Source organism: Streptomyces sp. NBC_01363, from assembly GCF_026340595.1.
Classification (GTDB): Bacteria; Actinomycetota; Actinomycetes; order Streptomycetales; family Streptomycetaceae; genus Streptomyces.
Window position 1 is genome coordinate 1,822,499 of the sequence record NZ_JAPEPF010000001.1, and the last position, 15,992, is coordinate 1,838,490.

At 71.7% G+C, this 15,992-nt stretch carries 17 protein-coding genes and 1 pseudogene; 9 read left to right on the forward strand and 9 right to left on the reverse strand.

The window, feature by feature from the left end; translation table 11 throughout:
• Positions 1–180 precede the first annotated feature (180 nt).
• Positions 181–465 (forward strand): hypothetical protein, encoded by a 285-nt coding sequence (locus OG611_RS08535; protein ID WP_266417119.1) that lies wholly within the window; start codon positions 181–183, stop codon positions 463–465.
• A gap of 142 nt (positions 466–607) precedes the next feature.
• Here the strand turns inward: OG611_RS08535 and OG611_RS08540 are convergent, their stop codons facing one another.
• The 3 genes and pseudogenes from OG611_RS08540 to OG611_RS08550 form a co-directional block, all read right to left on the reverse strand.
• Complete coding sequence (locus OG611_RS08540) at positions 608–2,770, reverse strand: VCBS repeat-containing protein (RefSeq protein WP_266417121.1); 2,163 nt, start codon at positions 2,768–2,770, stop codon at positions 608–610.
• Between the two features lie 148 nt (positions 2,771–2,918).
• Positions 2,919–3,356 carry an NUDIX domain-containing protein gene (locus OG611_RS08545; protein WP_266417124.1) on the reverse strand — a complete coding sequence of 146 codons (438 nt, stop codon included), beginning with the start codon at positions 3,354–3,356 and terminating at the stop codon, positions 2,919–2,921.
• A 30-nt stretch (positions 3,357–3,386) separates the two neighbouring features.
• Positions 3,387–3,542: pseudogene (locus OG611_RS08550) on the reverse strand (SDR family oxidoreductase); the annotation flags it as partial.
• A gap of 3 nt (positions 3,543–3,545) precedes the next feature.
• On the opposite strand from OG611_RS08550, the gene OG611_RS08555 reads away from it, so the two are divergent.
• The 3 genes from OG611_RS08555 (at position 3,546) to OG611_RS08565 (ending at position 5,725) form a co-directional block, all read left to right on the forward strand.
• Positions 3,546–4,109, forward strand: coding sequence for a hypothetical protein (locus tag OG611_RS08555; protein WP_323180279.1), 564 nt, complete (start codon positions 3,546–3,548; stop codon positions 4,107–4,109).
• 200 nt (positions 4,110–4,309) lie between these two features.
• A complete protein-coding gene (locus tag OG611_RS08560) occupies positions 4,310–4,816 on the forward strand; it encodes a SigE family RNA polymerase sigma factor (protein ID WP_266417127.1) in 507 nt (168 codons plus the stop codon).
• Positions 4,817–4,897: 81 nt separating this feature from the next.
• The gene (locus OG611_RS08565; protein WP_266417129.1) at positions 4,898–5,725 is read left to right on the forward strand and encodes a hypothetical protein; all 828 of its coding nucleotides are present in this window, start codon (positions 4,898–4,900) and stop codon (positions 5,723–5,725) included.
• Positions 5,726–6,560: 835 nt separating this feature from the next.
• Here OG611_RS08565 and OG611_RS40625 read toward each other — a convergent pair.
• Positions 6,561–6,788 (reverse strand): hypothetical protein, encoded by a 228-nt coding sequence (locus tag OG611_RS40625; protein ID WP_323180135.1) that lies wholly within the window; start codon positions 6,786–6,788, stop codon positions 6,561–6,563.
• On the opposite strand from OG611_RS40625, the gene OG611_RS40630 reads away from it, so the two are divergent.
• Positions 6,768–7,325 carry a hypothetical protein gene (locus OG611_RS40630; RefSeq protein ID WP_323180136.1) on the forward strand — a complete coding sequence of 186 codons (558 nt, stop codon included), beginning with the start codon at positions 6,768–6,770 and terminating at the stop codon, positions 7,323–7,325. The two genes, OG611_RS40625 and OG611_RS40630, sit on opposite strands and share 21 nt — an antisense overlap.
• Positions 7,326–7,401: 76 nt before the next feature.
• Positions 7,402–7,797: a nitroreductase/quinone reductase family protein gene (locus OG611_RS08575; protein WP_266417132.1), complete on the forward strand. Its 396-nt coding sequence runs from the start codon at positions 7,402–7,404 to the stop codon at positions 7,795–7,797.
• A gap of 67 nt (positions 7,798–7,864) precedes the next feature.
• Here the strand turns inward: OG611_RS08575 and OG611_RS08580 are convergent, their stop codons facing one another.
• From OG611_RS08580 to OG611_RS08590, 3 genes are all read right to left on the reverse strand, one after another.
• A complete protein-coding gene (locus OG611_RS08580) occupies positions 7,865–9,313 on the reverse strand; it encodes a flotillin family protein (protein ID WP_266417134.1) in 1,449 nt (482 codons plus the stop codon).
• A 175-nt stretch (positions 9,314–9,488) separates the two neighbouring features.
• The gene (locus OG611_RS08585) at positions 9,489–9,998 is read right to left on the reverse strand and encodes a hypothetical protein (protein ID WP_266417136.1); all 510 of its coding nucleotides are present in this window, start codon (positions 9,996–9,998) and stop codon (positions 9,489–9,491) included.
• A 108-nt stretch (positions 9,999–10,106) separates the two neighbouring features.
• On the reverse strand, positions 10,107–10,592 hold the full coding sequence (locus OG611_RS08590) for a peroxiredoxin family protein (RefSeq protein WP_266417138.1): 486 nt from the start codon (positions 10,590–10,592) through the stop codon (positions 10,107–10,109).
• A 96-nt stretch (positions 10,593–10,688) separates the two neighbouring features.
• Here OG611_RS08590 and OG611_RS08595 point away from each other — a divergent pair, with 96 nt between their 5' ends.
• The 3 genes from OG611_RS08595 (at position 10,689) to OG611_RS08605 (ending at position 13,620) form a co-directional block, all read left to right on the forward strand.
• Complete coding sequence (locus OG611_RS08595; RefSeq protein WP_266417140.1) at positions 10,689–11,468, forward strand: alpha/beta fold hydrolase; 780 nt, start codon at positions 10,689–10,691, stop codon at positions 11,466–11,468.
• A gap of 13 nt (positions 11,469–11,481) precedes the next feature.
• The gene (locus OG611_RS08600; protein ID WP_266417142.1) at positions 11,482–11,754 is read left to right on the forward strand and encodes a DUF1876 domain-containing protein; all 273 of its coding nucleotides are present in this window, start codon (positions 11,482–11,484) and stop codon (positions 11,752–11,754) included.
• A gap of 225 nt (positions 11,755–11,979) precedes the next feature.
• Entirely contained in the window at positions 11,980–13,620 is a 1,641-nt protein-coding gene (locus OG611_RS08605) for a SpoIIE family protein phosphatase (protein WP_266425667.1), read from the forward strand.
• A 15-nt stretch (positions 13,621–13,635) separates the two neighbouring features.
• Here OG611_RS08605 and OG611_RS08610 read toward each other — a convergent pair whose 3' ends face one another.
• Both OG611_RS08610 and OG611_RS08615 read right to left on the reverse strand, forming a co-directional pair.
• Positions 13,636–14,484, reverse strand: a complete 849-nt coding sequence (locus tag OG611_RS08610; protein WP_266417144.1) for a GNAT family N-acetyltransferase — start codon at positions 14,482–14,484, stop codon at positions 13,636–13,638.
• A gap of 47 nt (positions 14,485–14,531) precedes the next feature.
• Entirely contained in the window at positions 14,532–15,902 is a 1,371-nt protein-coding gene (locus OG611_RS08615) for a hypothetical protein (protein ID WP_266417146.1), read from the reverse strand.
• Positions 15,903–15,992: the final 90 nt, after the last annotated feature.

Here is a 15,992-nt window from a genome sequence, read left to right on the forward strand (position 1 = left end):
CCACTGGGGCTTTGGCAGAGAAATCGACACCACCGGGCGGCGGCAGTACGCTCCGGCCCGTGACTGAGGACGGGCAGCTCCTGGCGAACTTCCGCGTCAACCTCGTGCCCGCAGTGCTGGCTCTGGCCAACCCCCCCGTGGCAGCGAGCGGTGTGGCTCGATCCGTCAGCTTTCGAGAACGTGGACCACATCTTTCACGTGCTCTTCGACGACTTCTGCGATGCCGACCAACCGGAGCGGTACCTCGGTATCAGTCTGCGGACCGACGAAGAGGTCGACCTCATGCGTCAGCTGGGCTCCGCGCTCAACGCCGCAGGATCCGAGGCTCCGAACGACACCGACGAGCAGTACCTGCGAGCGACAGCATGGCCGCGGGTTGTGGCGGTGGCCGGCCGTCTCGCGCAAGTCATGGTCTCCAACGACCTGAGCGAACTCGTTGCCCTGCACCGCACCGAGTCCGGGTAGGTAGTCACCGCTCAGGGGCCACGACACCTGATCTGATCCCTGATTCTCAAGCTCGGAGCGCGAGTTCGACTCTCGGCACCCGCTCCACGAAGAAGCCCCGGGCCGCTGGCCCGGGGCTTCTCCTTTTGTCCGGACGGCGCCGCTAGGAGATGCGGATGGCCGACCAGTTCGTGGTCTTGCCGGCCTGTGACCGGTTGTCGAAGCCGCCGTGGCCGTTGCCCCGGTTCAGCCAGGCGTGGCCGGTCTTGTCGAGCGAGATCAGGTCGGCCCGGCTGTCACCGGACAGGTCGAGCCCGCCGACCACGTCCTTGTAGGAGGTGCCCCAGTCCTTGAAGACCAGCGACCGGGGCTTGAAGGTGCCGGTGCCGGTCCCTCGGAACCGCCACAGCTCGTTCGACGCGTCGAGGGCCAGCAGGTCGTTCTTGCCGTCACCGTCGAGGTCCCCGGCGGCGAGCAGCTTCTTGTAGCCGCCGAAGCCGGACCCGGCGAGCGAGCGGGCCTTGAAGCCGCCCGCGCCGTTGTTCGCGTACACGTACAGCTTCCCGGTCGCGGCGGACCGGGTCAGCAGGTCGGCCCGGCCGTCGCCCGTCACGTCGCCGGGCGAGACGACAGCGTCGTACCCGCTCCAGTCCGAGGAGACCTTGACGTGGAACGACTGCTGGTCGGGCAGCCCGCCGCAGACCGTCGGGTAGACCCGGGCCTCGCCCTTCGGGTAGCGGACGAACACGTCGTTGCAGCGGTCGCCGTCGAGGTCGCCGTACGGCAGCACGAGCGTGCCCGTCGGCCAGCTGCTCGCGCGCTGCCCCGCGGACAGCTTCGTCGCGTCGCCCGCGTACACCTTCAGCCCGGTGCTGTTCCGGCCGAACAGGTCGGGCTTGCCGTCGTCCGTGTAGTCACCCCACTTGGGCAGCGCGCGGCTGGTGGTGGTGGCCTGCTGGACGCCGTCCAGGGCGATGCTGTTCGTGTCGGTCAGCTTGTACTCGTCCCACAGCACGACGGGCCGGCCGAGCGCATCGGCAGCCACCTGGGGCGCCCCGGTGGACTGGGCACCCGTCGCGCTCAGCCGCCGCGGGGCGGACCAGGTGCCGCCCTTGAAGACGGCGGCCATCGTGTACTCCTCGCCCGAGTAGCCCTCCCGCCAGGTCACCGTGACCGTGCCGCCCGAGGTGGCGGCCGCGCTCACCGCGCGCACCTTCTTGTGCGTGGAGAAGGGCTGCGTGTACGGCTGCCAGGCGCCGGTGGCCGCCGAGCGCACCGCGTACCAGGGGCCGGTCGAGTAGCCGGGCCCACCGGCGACGAAGAGGTCGCCGTTGGGCAGGTGGACGGGCGCCGTCATCCCGTACGTGCTGCCGTAGTTGGCGGCGGAACGAGGGGTGCTCCACTGCGTGGCGCTGACGGCCCGGCGCGTGTGCATGAGGTGCGCGTTGTCGTCGTAGAACACATCGAAGCCGCCCTGCGGACTGGCGAACACCTTCGGGCGCGCCAGGTCCACGCCCGGGACCGGAAAGCCCTTGACCGCGGTCCAGGCGGACGCGCCGGGGGCCTTCTCCAGGGCGACGACGGCCTTGCTCGCCTGCCACTGCCACACCAGCAGAGCGGTGCCGTCCTTGGCGACCGCCAGGTCCATGGCGGAAATGTCCCGACTGCCGGACGGCGGCTGCACGTTGAGGTCGGCCGGAGTGGTCCACGCGGCCTGCGGGCCGGTCTTCTCGGCCGCCTTCACCACGCCGGAGACCGACCACACGGCGACCAGCCGGCCATCGGGGGCCGCTGCCAGGTGGTGGTAGCCCTTCTCGGGGACCGCGGCGACGTACTCGGGCTCGGAGAAGGCGGTCGCGCCGGGCGCGAGGGTGGCCACCTTCAGCCAATAGTTGTTGTGGTCGTCGGCGCGCTCGGCCCGCCAGACCAGGCGCACCGAGCCGTCGCCGAGCGGGACGAGCTCGGTGTTGTACCCGCCGGCGTCCGGCCAGGTCTGCGGGGCGAGCCAACGGGTGCTGCCGGCGGGCCGGATCCGGGTGGAACGGGAGAGCCCGTCGCCGGTGAGGGAGACGAGGGCGCCGTTCCCGGCCGACTCCAGGACGTTCAGCCCGCCCGATGCGGAGGCGGGGTTGGGGTTCGGGGCATGCAGGGTGCGGGTGCCCCACGGGCCCGGCGCACGCGTCTCGACGGCGGCCGTGGCGGTGGTGCCGGTGGTGGCCGGGGCCGCGACCGTGGCGGTGGTGCGGGCGGCGGCCGGGGCGGCGGCCGCCAGGGCGAGAATGGGAGTGAGCGCGATGCCGAGCACCACGCGGGACTGCGAAGTCATGGGAATGCCCCCCCGGGCAGGCGTATCCGGAGATACGGATTCGCCGAACTGTTCGATCAAGTCAGGCGCAGCGTATATCAGCCAAGATCGTCCCGTGTGTCGGATTCTCGGTGCCTGCTCGGAGGAGTGCAGAGAAGTCCAGGGGAGTTCAGCGATGTTCAGCGGAGGCAAGGACTCCGTCACCGATCGCGCCCCGCAAGACGTGGGTGATCTCTTCGGGCTTGAGGTCGATGCTGCCGATGCCGGACGTGGTCAGCGGGATCTCTTCCAGGGCGTATTCGCCCCGGCCTTCGGCGCTGAACTCGAGTCCGGTGCGGTCGTCGAAGGACCATGCCTCGATGCGGGCGAGGTAGAAGAGTTGTCGCTCGTCGTCGGTCTCCAGCGTGTGCAGGAGGCGGACGATGTCGGCCTTGCCGGCGATCTCCTCGTGGATCTCCCGGTGGAGGGCGGCCTCCCGGGATTCGTCGGTGTCTTCGACGCCGCCTCCGGGCAGGACCCAGTAGACGGGGATGCCGGGCCGGGTGCGGCGGATGACCAGCATCGTGTCGTTCGGGGTGACGAGGACAGCGCGGACTCGCTCGATCATGTGGTGCTCTTTCCTTGGTTGTTGGCGGTCTCAGTGGAGCGGCAGCGGTAGCAGCAAGCCGCCGTCGACGTGTACGGATTGCCCAGTGATGAACGACGCGGAGGGACCGACGAGGAATGCGACCAGAGCGGCCACGTCCTCGGGCCTCCCACGGCGGGGAACACACTGCCGCCGGATCTGGTCTGCGGGGTGGGCCCGGAACTCCGGGCCGAGGCGGTCCAGCTCGGCGAAGCCTGTGTCGAATACGGCCAGCACCTCGACAACCCGCGCGCGGTCGCCTACTACGAGGCCACCCTCGCCAACGCCGCTGCCCAGGACGACGACCGGACCATGGCCATCAGGCATCTCGCCAGGTCCGAGACCGCCATCGCCAAGCCGGCGGCCGCGGTCGGCGACTCCTGGGCCGCTCACTACTCACCCGGCCGCTGGGCCCATGAATCCGGCATGATCCTCTCCCGCCTCGGCGACCTCGACGCCGCCGAGGAACACCTTCATCTGTCCCTCGACATCCACGGCCTCGACCGCCGCCGTACACGCGCCATCGTCCTCGCCGACCTCGGCGGCGTCGGCCTGCGGCAAGGCGACACCGACGGTGCCATGGCCACCTGGCGCGATTTCCTCGACGGCGCCGACGGCATCCGCTCGGTGAAGGTCCAGGCCGCTCTCCAGGACATGCGCGTGCGCCTCCGCCGGTACAACGGAGTCCCGGAGGCCCAGGAGCTCCGCGAACGAGCGGCCCGGGTGGCCGTCTAGGTTGCCGTCACCTCAAGCGGTGGCCGCGCGGCACAACAGCATGCGTCGTCGTGAGAGGGGAAAGGCTCACCTCTGACGCCGCAGCGGTGCAAAAGAGCGGTGGAAAAAGAAGGTGCTCCTGCCGCGCGACATCCTGCCGTCCCACGTAGTCAAAGGGGTATGCACGGGGATCACGGAACAAGAGAGCAGGCGGGGGCCGAGTGAAATCAGCGCAGGAGGATCAGTACCTGGAGTTCGTGGCCGAGAGGGCGAAGGCGCTGTACCGGTCGGCGTACGTTCTCGCGGCCGGTGACGCACATCTTGCCGAGGACCTGGTCCAGGAAACCCTCAGCCGGGTGTACGTGCACTGGAAGCGGGTGGCCAGGGCGGACAGCCCGGCGGCCTACGCCCAGACGATCCTGGTCCGCACCTCCCTCACCCTGCGGCGTCGGCGCAGCACCGGCGAGCGCCCCACCGGGAACATGCCCGACAGTGCGACGGCCGGCCCGGACGCCGCGCTGCGGCTCACCCTGCTGGACGCGCTCGGCCAACTCCCGCCCCGGGACCGGGCGGTGCTGCTGCTGCGCTACTGGGAGGACCGCAGCATCGAGGAGACCGCCCGGATGCTCAAGCTGAGCAGCAGCGCGGTCCGCTCCCAGGGCACCCGGGCGCTCAACAGGGTGCGTGCGTTGCTCGGCGACAGCCTGTCCGACCTGGTCCGGCACTGAACAGTCCGGCACTGAACAACGGTGCACACCGGTCGTACCCGTCGCAGAACCTCCATCAGAGACAGAAAAGGTGACGCCAGCATGCCGTTCGAAGCAGACCTCGCACACGCCCTGGACCGCACGACCGACTCCCTCGAACCCGATCTCACCCGGCTCACGGACGGAGCCGTCGAGCGCGGGCGGAGCCGCAGCCGTCGTCGGCGCAGCGCCGGTGTCATCGCCGGGGTCGGTGCCTGCGCCGCGATCGCGGCAGCCGGACTGGTGCTCCCCGGCGCGCTCGCCGGGGCCCGCTCAGCGGGATCCGACATGGAAACGGTGGCGCTGGCGATGCCCCGCTCCGCGATCAGCGGCACCCAGATGATCGACGCCGTGAAGAAGACGTTCCCCGGGAGCAGGTTCGGCCAGGAGCACGGCCAGAGCAACGACCCGTCGAATCCGAACGGCGGGTGGGTCGCCAACGGCGAAGTGGACGTCAATGACGGGCACGGTGCCGCCAGCGTCGGTGTCTCGGCCATGCGGCTCAAGCTGCCGCTCAGGGACGGCGACGGGCTGATCTGCGACAACATGGCCGGGCGTGCTGACGCCGGTGATACCTGCGAGCTGAGCGAGTTGCCGAGCAGTGCTGCGCTTCCCGGCGGGGCCCTGGTGGTGTCGGAGAAGATCGCGGAAAGGCAGCCGATGGGTGCCGACCCCGTTCCCGACTCCGAGATCGCTCACCGATGGACGACGACGGTGACCCTGAAGTCGACCGGCGCCCAGCTTCAGCTGGTGCAATGGGACACCGCCGGTGACTTCAGCGGCGGAAACACCCCGAAGCCGACCCGTGACACCCCCCCGCTCTCCCAGAAGCAGGCGGTGGCCGCACTCACCGGTCCCACCTGGGCCCCGATCCTCGGAGCCGTCGGCTGACCCGTTGCCTCGCCGGAAAGGGAGGCAGAACCTCTATGACCTGCTGCGTCGGCAGGGCATGGAGGTTCTGGTCCGTGCCCCTGGCCAAGCGAGCGCAGCCCGCCGAACCGTCCGTGATTCCCCAGCTCAGAGCGCGAGTTCGATTCTCGTCACTCGCTCCACGCAGAGCTCCACAGCAGAGCTCCACAGCAGAGCCCCAGGCAACAAACCTGGGGCTTTGTCGTTGTCGTCGTCGGCATCAAGCAAGCGGGCGGCGAAGGGCCGGGAAGGGGCAAGTAGCCCTGGGGAGGATTGTTTTGGGCTGTCCTGGCGGGTTGGGCCGGGGATTTCCGGTTGTGGCGCAGGGCGCCGATTTCATGCGGTACCGTGATCGCGCCATCACGCTCTGTGTGCTCCTGCGCATGGGGCGGCCCCCGGGGGTGTTAGCAGCACCATTCCGAGGGCCTTCACCACGAGTGGAAGAGACTCCACCGGGATGCTTTGGCATGCTATCGCGCCCTCTCGGCGCTACACGAAGGCTTCGCACGACGTCGTGCGGCATCCGCGTCTGAGCAGTGACGCGAAGATTCTTCTCCTGTACGTACAGGGGCTTCCCGATGAGCAGGCCGACAAGGCGCTCAGTGAGCACGCGAAGAAGCTCGGGATCACGGGACGGGCGTATCAGAGGGCCAAGGGGCAGCTGATCGCGGTCGGGTTCGTGCACGAGTGGAGGCGGCAGGGGGACCGCGGGTTCTGGGTGACCGACCAGCTGTGCGCGAATGTTCCTCTGACGGTTGAACAGGCTGCCGCGGTGCGGAACGACAGGGTTTGTGGCGCATTAGCCCCATCGGCCCCGTCAGCTCCTGCGGCCCCGGGCGCCCGTCCGGGTGCGCGGAATCCGGCCGTCGGTGAGCCGGGGGGCCGGGCGGTCGGTGGTTATGAACCGGTAGATGAAGAACTTGGGGAGAACTACTCCCACCCACCCTCCGAAGACGTCGAAGCGTCCGAAGCGTCCGAAGCGTTCGAAGAGTTCGTAGCTTCCGAAGTCGGGGAGGGAGAACGGGTGTTGCTCTCGCTGCGGCACGCGAATCCCCAACTGCACCTCGGGGTCCGGGAGGCGCGGGGGCTGGCCGAGGCCGCTGCCGAGTGGATTCGGCGCGGGGTGAGTGCTGCGGATCTGCGGCGGGCGTTGATCAGTGAGCTGCCCAGGGACGGCGTACGGTCCGCTGTCGGGTTCCTGCGTCACCGGCTCGTCCAGAAGCTCCCGGCGCCGGTGGCTGCCCCGGCCCCACCCGTCGCGCCGCCGCCCGTAAGGGAGTTCATCGTCTGCGAGGGGGAGGGCGAGGAGCATGTGTTCCGCCCCGCCGGGGACGAGAACCTGTGCGGGCCGTGTGCCCGTGAGGCGAACCGGGTCTACTGGGCTGCCCGGCGGGCCGAGATGGAGAGCGAGCCCGATCCACTGCCGTGGCGGGAGCGGGTCGCGGCGATCATCGAGGGCGAGCAGGGGCGGGAGCGAGGGCGGGAGCGAGGGCGGGAGCGAGGGGCGGAGGCGGATCCGTCCGTGGTTCCCGCCGCCACGCCCGCTTCCGGTAGCGCCCGCGATGCGGCGACAGGGGCGTAGCGTCGTAGGCTCGCGGGCGCAGTCGTCAGGGACTGGCCGGGACGCCCATGGGCGGCGACGGGCGGAAGGGGCACGCATGGCGGGCAGTCGAGAGCTCAAGTTCCGGGCGATCACATCGCTCCAGCGGCACGTGGTCAACCCGCTCGCCAGACGGTCGAAGTCACAGATCCTGCTGGAGACGACCGGCCGCACCTCCGGCCTGCCGCGCCGCACCCCGGTCGGCGGTCGGCATGTGGGCCAGGAGTTCTGGCTGGTCTCCGAGTACGGCGACAAGTCTCAGTACGTCCGCAACATCCGGGCCGATCCCCGGGTGCGGGTCCGTATCGCGGGCCGCTGGTACGACGGGATCGCGCACCCGCTGCCCCAGGACGACGCCCGTGCCCGGCTCCGGACCCTGCCGCGCTACAACAGCGCCGTCGTGCGGGCCGTGGGTACGAATCTGCTGACCGTGCGGGTGGATCTGGCCGATTGAGTCCGGAACCGGGTGTGCCCGGACGATGTGCAATCGTCCGGGCACGTACGGGCGTTGGTCCGCCGGATCAGTCGGTGATCTCGATCTTGCCGTTCTGGCTGTCGTCCTGGGCGGCGGTCTCCGGCTGGGCCGGGACCTCCGCCCGGGAGCCCGAGCCCTTGAGGTTCTTCAGCAGGGCGGTGAGGTCGACTCCCGTGGTGGAGCTGAGGAGTTCCATGCCCTGGGCGACGTTGTCGGTGACCGTGCGCGACAGCTGGCTCGCGCCGTCCGTCGAGATCACGGTCATCTTGTCGATGGCGCTCAGCGGCTCGGACGCCTTGGCGACGACCTGCGGCAGCACCTCGACCAGCATCTGGAGCACGGCCGCGTCGCCGTACTGCGCGAACGCGTCGGCCTTCTTCTGCATGGCCTCGGCCTCGGCCGCACCCTTCGCCGCGATGGCCGCGGCCTCCGCCTCGCCCTCGATGCGGACGGCGTCGGCGAGCGCCGAGCGGTGCAGCTTCTCGCCCTGACCGGTCAGCCGGGAGCGCTCGGCGTCCGCCTCGGCCTCCTTGACCTGGGAGATCCGGCGGGCCTCGGCCTCCTGCTCGGCCTGGTAGCGGGCGGCGTCGGCGGGCTTGCGGACCTTGGTGTCGAGCTCGCGGTCGGTCAGCGCGGCCTGGCGCTCGGCGACCTTCTCCTGCTCCTGGAGGACCTCCTGCTGGCGGGCGGCCTCGGCGAGCGGGCCCGCCGCGTTGGCCTTGGCCGCGGCGGCTTCCGTCTCGGCCTTGATCTCGGCCTGCTTGAGGTAGAAGGTCCGCTCGGCGATGGCGATCTCCTCGGCGGCCTTCAGCCGGGCCTGCTCCGAGGCCCGCTTGGCAATCGCCTCGGCGATGTCCGCCTCCTGCTTGGCGCGGGCGGCCTCGGGGCGGCCGAGGTCCTCCAGGTAGGAGCCCTCGGTGGTGATGTCCTGGATCTGGAAGGCGTCCAGGATCAGGCCCTGGCCGGAGAGGCTGGCCTCGGCCTCCTCCGCCACCTGGCCGGCGAACGCGGCCCGGTCGCGGATGATGTCCTCGACCGACATCCGGCCGACGATGGCGCGCAGCGCACCGGAGAGCACTTCCTGGGTGAAGCCGACGATGCCGTCCTGCTGCTGGAGGAAGCGCTGGGCCGCGGCCCGGATCGCTTCCTCGCTGCCGCCGACCTTGACGATCGCGACGCCTTCGAGGTTGGACTTCACGCCGCGCAGGGTGACGGCGCCGCGCACCGCGATCGGGATGTGCCGGCTGGAGAGGTCCAGGGTGAACTTCTGCTGGACGAACGGGACGACGAAGACGCCGCCGCCGACGACGACCTTCTGGCCGCTGTTGTCGATGCTGGTGCGGCCGGTCACCGGGTCGGTCGACTTCTTGCCGCGGCGGCCGGTGATGATGAACGCCTCGCTGGGCCCGGCGACCTTGTAGCGGGTGATGACGACGAGTGCGAGCAGCACCAGGAGTACGACGACTCCGGCGACTGCGGTCACGACTGGGCTCATAAGGGTGTCCCCCCTGCCTCCCTGAGGGGACGGCAGCTCGGTTTCGGGCGGTGTGCCGCGGTGCGGCACGGTGGATCGGCTCGGGCGGTGGTCGGCGCCCGACGGGTCGGACTCGGTGCCCGACGGGTCGGACTCGGCGTTCGACGGGTCGGACTCGGCGTTCGACGGGCCCGGCTCAGCGCTCGACGGGCCGGACCGCGACCGAGGTGGCCGACAACGCGGCCTCCACCCAGATCTCGGTGCCGCGTGCGACCGGCACCGCGCTCTTCGCCGCCAGCTTCACGTGCTGGCCCGCGAGTCGCAGCAGGACCTCGCCGTAGCCTTCGGCCGGGATGGCCGTGACGACCGACCCGGACGTGCCGACGAGGTCGTCGCTGCGCGGTGTGGCGCTGGTCTGGTCCCGCATCAGGGCCCGGCTGAACTTCCAGGTCAGCCAGGCTGCGACCAGCCCGGCCAGCGCTCCGGCGACGGTCGCGGCGACCGTGCCGGCGCCGGTGGTGCCGAGCACGATCGCGCCGCCGAAGCCGAGCATCGAGAGGAATCCCGCGATGACCGGGAGGGACAGGAGGCCGTCGAAGAGGCCGTCCAGCACGCCCCCGAAGAGACCTTCGAGGATTCCGTCGAAGATCAGGGACAGTACGAGCAGGACGATTCCCGCAATGCCGAGACCGAGAAACAAGGTCACGTGATCACCCTCCCCGAGATCTTCGAAATCCCCCGAACATTTCCGTCGAACTGGCTGGATGATCCCATAGGCGCCCGACAGCCCGTACTGCCGGGTTCCGGCAATCTTTTACGCGCTCTTGATGCCGGACAACTGCTCGGTCAGTTTGTCGAGCGACTGGTAGGTGGCGCCGAGCAGCGCGACATGCTTCCAGCGCAGCACCCCGTCCGGGCCGATGAGGAAGATCGCGCGGCGGACCCCGATCCCGGGCGCCGCGACGCCGTACGCCCGCGCGGTCTCCCGCCCGGTGTCCGCGAGCAGCGGCATCCGCAGGCCGTGGGCGCGGGCGAACGACTCGTGGCTGTCCACACCCTGTGGACTGATTCCCCAGACCTCCGCGTCGAGCTCGCCGAAGGCCTCCATGCCCGAGGAGTACGAGCAGAGCTGCTTGGTGCACACGGCCGTGTTGTCGCCCGGGTAGAACGCGAGGACCACGGCACGGCCGCGCGCCGCGGCGAGGTCGTAGTCGCGGCGTTCGAAGTCCTCGCCGGCGAGCCGGCCGCCCGGCAGGGTGAAGTCCGGGGCGATCAGGCCGATTTGTGGTGACGATCCCATGTCGGTTCCTCCGTGGTCCGGTGCTGCCGGGTTTTTCCGTCCGTGTCCCGTACAGCATGCTCGGTACGGGTCCGGCTCCCGCACCAGGAGGTACGTATGGCAGCACCGCCGTCCGCCGTCCGCCCGTCCGCCGCCGTCCGCCCGTCCGCGGCCGTGCTCCTGCTGCACGGCGGCGCGGAGACGGGCCTGGCCGCGCCGCTGCCCGGCCCGCTGAATCTGCCCGGCATGCGGATGCGCCCCTTCGCCCGGACCATCGCCGGGGCGACGGGCGGCGGAGACGTTCTCGTACGCACCGCCCGCTACGCCCACCACGGCTGGAACGGCCCCCGCGAGGACCCGCTCCACGACGCCCTGCGCGCCCTGGACGCCCTCGGCCGCGAGGCCGGGGAGATCCCGGTGGTCCTGGTCGGCCACTCGATGGGCGCCCGCGCCGCCCTGCGTGCCGCCGGTCACCCGCTGGTGCGCGGGGTGGTCGGCCTCGCCCCGTGGTGTCCGGCGGACGATCCGGTCGACCAGCTCGCGGGCCGCGACGTCGTCCTGCTGCACAGCACCCGCGACCGCATCACGAGCCCCCGCGCCTCCCAGCGCCTCACGGCCCGTGCCCGGCTGGCCGGTGCCCGCTCCTGTCTGGTCGCGATCCGGCGCAGCGACCACGCGATGCTCCGGCGCGCCGGGGAGTGGCACGCGCTGACCGCCCGGATCGTCACCGGCCTGCTGGACCTGGGCCCGCTCCCCGGGCCGGTCGCGACCGCCCTCCGGCTCCCGCCGGACGCCCCGGCGGTGGCGGGCACCCTCGACCTGGACCTGCTGGAGGCGTCACGGAACCGGGGGCCGGTGCCGTGGTGCAGGGGCGGGGGAACGGGAGCACCCTGGTAGGGAGGTGATCGTCATGGTGATGACAACTGTCGGGTGGCATGTGGAGCTCGAATTCGACGAGGACACCCACCGCACCCGCGCGGCCGCCCTGGTGCGGCTGCCCGACGGGACCGAGGTGCGGGCCCACGGATACGCGAGCCGCCACCCCTCCGACAAGGACCAGCCGAGGGTGGGCGAGGAGATCGCGGGAGCCAGAGCGCTCAATGAACTGGCGATGAAGATGCTGACGAAGGCGCACGACGAGATCGACGAGGCGTCCGGCCGGACCTCGCACCCGCTGACCTGACGCGGGACCGGGGCCCGCGCCTGCCCCAGGACCCGGTCCGCACGGCGGACGCCGGCCGGACGGCTCCGGTCTGCGGATGCGCGGCGGGGGCGGGCGGCCGACGATTGAGGGCCGGGCAGCGGGTGGTCCGCGCCCGCTCAGGAGGTTGACGTGCAGGCCGATGCGTACACCGACAGCCGTGCGCCGTTCGACCCCCGCGGCCTCGCGGCCCTGGTCGGCGGCACCATGGCCGGGGTGAGCGTGCTCGACACGCGGCTGCGCTACCTCTACGTCAACCCTGCCCTCGAACGGATCAACGGCATCCCGGCCGCCGAACACCTCGGACGCACCGTCGCCGAGGTCCTTCCGGGGCTCGACGCGCGCGAGGACATGATGCGGGCGGTGCTCGCCGACGGGAAGCCGCGCGAGATCACCCTCAGCGGATTCACCGCCCGGGACGCCACGGTCCGGCGGTACTGGCACGGGGCGTTCCACCGGCTGGAGTCCGACGGGCGGGTCGTGGGCCTGGCCGGGATCGTGCTGGAGGTCATGGCCGCGGACAAGGAGCAGCGCGAGCTGGAGCAGGCCCGGCGGCATCTGACCCTGCTCGACACCGCGGCCGCCCGGATCGGCACCACCCTCGACATGGACACCACCTGCGCCGAACTCGTCGACCTCGTCGTGCCGGGGCTGGCGGACCTCGCGACGGTCGAGGTGTTCCCGCCCGACGTCGCCGCACCGGTCCGGCCCGCACCGCCCGGGGTGCTGCGGCTGCGACGGGCGGCGCTGAGGGCCGTGCGCGGACTGCGCGACGAGCTGGACGGGTTCGGGCTGACCGGTGAGTACATCGACTACCAGGAGGGCGCGGCCGTGCAGCGCTGCCTGGCGGCCAACCAGCCGGTGGTGGAGAACCTCACCTCCGACGAACAGCTCGTCCGCTCCGCCCCCGGCCCCGAACGGCTCGCCGCCTACCGCGCCCTCGGGATGCACTCGGCGGTCATCGTGCCCGTCACCGTGCGCAGCGGCCCGCTCGGCATCCTCGGCCTGATCCGGGCGGGCGACTCACCGGTCTTCACGGACGAGGACGTGGTGGTCGCCCGGGAACTCGCCGGCCGGGCCGCCGTCGATCTCGACCACGCCCGCCGGTACGCCCACGAGCACACCATCGCCCTGGAGCTCCAGCGCTCCCTGCTGTCCGAACCGCGCCCGCCGCATCCGCACATCGAGATCGCCACCCGCTATCTGCCGGCCGACCGCAGTGTGATGGTCGGCGGCGACTGGTTCGACGTCATCCCGCTGCGGGACGGCCGGCACCTCAAGGCGATGGGCGATGTGATGGGGCACGGGGTGGAGGCGGCGGTCGCTATGAGCCACTACCGCTCCCTGCTGCGGATGCTCGCCGACGACGAGCTGCCACCGCACCGGATCCTGGAACAGCTGGACCGGATGGTCGAGCGGTCCGGCCTGGACCGGGCGGCGACCTGTCTGCTGGCCGTCGTCGACCGGTTCGGCGGGGCGTGCGAGGTGGCGAGCGCCGGGCATCTGCCGCCGGTGCTGATCGATCCGCGGGCGGGGGCCAGGGTGTGCGAGGAGATGGCGGTGGGGCCACCGCTGGGGACCGGTTTCGGCGGGTACCGGACGACGCTGCTGGAGTTCGAGCCGGACACGGTGCTGTTCCTGTACACCGACGGTCTGGTCGAGCGGCGCGACGAGGACATCGACGTCTCGGTCGGCCGCCTCAAGGAGCTGGTCCTGCCGGCCGGCGGCAGCCTCGACGACCTGCTGGACGACGTCCTCGAACGGTTCGGGCCGGGTGCCGAGGACGACATAGCGGTGCTGGCCTCCCGCACCCGGAACCCGCGGGCGTGGACGCCCGACGCCACCTGACCCGTCCGGGCGGCGTCAGCCCAGCTCCAGGCTGGTGATGCCGAACAGTCCGGTGTGGTCGATGTCCGGTGCCGGGCCGGTGTACATCCGGGCGGTCTCGAACGACGGGGTGAGGCCCAGCTGTTCGGCGAGAAGCACGGCCGCCGGGTTGACGTCGGGCGCGTCGATCGCGACCGGGACGCCGGGATCGGTCGCCGCCAGCGCGCCGACCAGGGCGCCGGCCACCTCGGGCGATTCCGCGTACACGGGACCGATGCGGGACGACGTACGGCAGGGGCGCAGCACGGCCAGGCCGCACAGTTCACCGTCGCGGACGGCGGCCAGCGAGGTGCGCGTGGGGTGGGCGATCCACGGCGCGAGGAAGCTGTCACGGTCGGCCGGGAAGAAGCGGCGGTCGTAGGCGGCGAGCCGGTCGAACGGGACGGAGCGGCCGTCGACGAGCTCCGTACCGGCCGGGGCGGGCAGGCCGGCGGGCGGCAGACCCTCGTAACGCATGTTCGTCCACACGGAACGGAAGCCGGACTTGCGATAGTTGGGCTGCTGGGCCACCACCCCGTCGAGGCCGACGTTGCGCCCGTCCAGCCGTGCCATGCCGGCCTGCCAGAGCCGGATGCCGTACCCCTGGCCGCGCAGGTGCGGGCGGGTGAGGTAGAAGCCGAGGAACCCGAAGCCGGAGCCGTAACGGACGACGGAGACGCAGGAGACCGGCTCGTCGTCGAGGCGGCCGATCAGGAAGCCGCGCGGATCGGCGGCGAAGAAGGCGTGGCGGTCGGTCAGTCCGGGGTTCCAGCTCTCCTCGTGGGCCCATTCGGCGAGCATCGTGAGGTCGTCGGCGCTTGCGGTGGTGATCTCGAAGTGCGGCACGGGGCACCTGTACCCGTCGGATGGCCGTTTCAACGGTGGCTTCTCCGTCACCACCCGGTCCACAGCAGGTGGTTGACGAGCAGGGCGACGACGGCCTGTGCGGTCAGCCAGCCGCGCCGGGTGGCGGCGGGCAGCAGGGCGCCGAGGGGCAGCAGCCAGAGGATGAAGGGCTGCCAGATGCGTTCCGTCTCCGCCTTGCTCAGCCCGGACAGGTCGGCGGCCAGGAGCGCCACCAGCGCCGCCAGGGCGAGCAGGATCAGCTGCCCGGCCGGGCAGGGGGCGCCGCCGCGCAGGGCGCGTACGGCCGCCGGGGCACCGGCCAGGGCGCGGCGGAGGCCGGCGACCGTGGCGAGGCCCGCGGCGATCGTGGTGCAGGCGAGATTCGCCCACACCCAGTAGGAGTACGGACGCAGCCCGCCCGCACCCTGGTGGTAGCGCTCGACCAGCAGCCGGTAGCCCTCCCACCAGTCGTAGCCCGCCAGGGTGAAGACGGCCGGAACGACCAGCGCCCCGAGGAGGACGAGCGGGAGGGGGCGGGCGGTGCGGGTGAGCACGAGGACGGCGAGGAGCGGGACCGCGATCAGCGTCAGTCCGTAACTGAGGTAGCAGGTCAGGCCGTACAGCAGACCGGAGCCGAGCGCGGCGAGGTGGGGCAGGCGCCCGGAACGGGTCGCGGCCACGGCGAGGAGCGCCACCGACCAGGCGGCGACGGCGGTGAAGTAGGCGTCGGCCGATGTGCCGGCCCACACCGCGGCCGGTGCCAGGACCAGGAACGGGGCGGCACGGCGCGCGAGGCGTTGGCCGGCCAGCGCGCGCAGCGTGATCAGGGCGGCCGGGACGGCGGAGCCGCCCACCACGATGCACCAGATCCCGGCCCAGGACCCGCCGCCGAGCCCGATGCGGTCGAGCAGTACGAAGGTGAGCGTGGCGCCCGGCGGATGACCGGCGACATGGGTGGGCCAGTGGTCCGGGGAGCCGAGCAGGATGTGCTGGTCGAAGCCGCGCAGGGCGGCGCCGATGTCCTGGAAGCGGTCGACGGCCGACAGGTATTCGTTCCTGGTGGTGAGCCGTTCGGCGACACCGGGGCCCCAGCCGTCGATCAGCGCCAGCGAGAAGATCCAGGCGAGCGAGGCCGCCCAGGCGGCCGGGGGCAGCGCCCGCGGCCGGATCCGGTCGGCCAGCGGCGGCCCGTACGCGACGACGGACGCCGCGACGGCGAGGGCGGCCGGGGTGCCGGGGCCGGCGTGCGGGTGCCAGGACGCCAGCAGGGGAGGCCAGTGGACGGACAGGATCCGGTCGGCGTTCCGGATCGATCGGCCGACGAGCACGGCCGCGGTGACGAGCAGCACGCCCGCTGCGGCGGCGAGCAGGTCGCGGCGGCGGCCGGTGCGGTCCGCGGTGCCGGTGGGGGTCTTCACGCGGTCACGCTATGCAGGGCGCGGTGCCATCGGGCGGTGCCACCGGGCCGCGTCACCGGACCGGCGGGTCTTGCATGGCCCCGGGCGGTC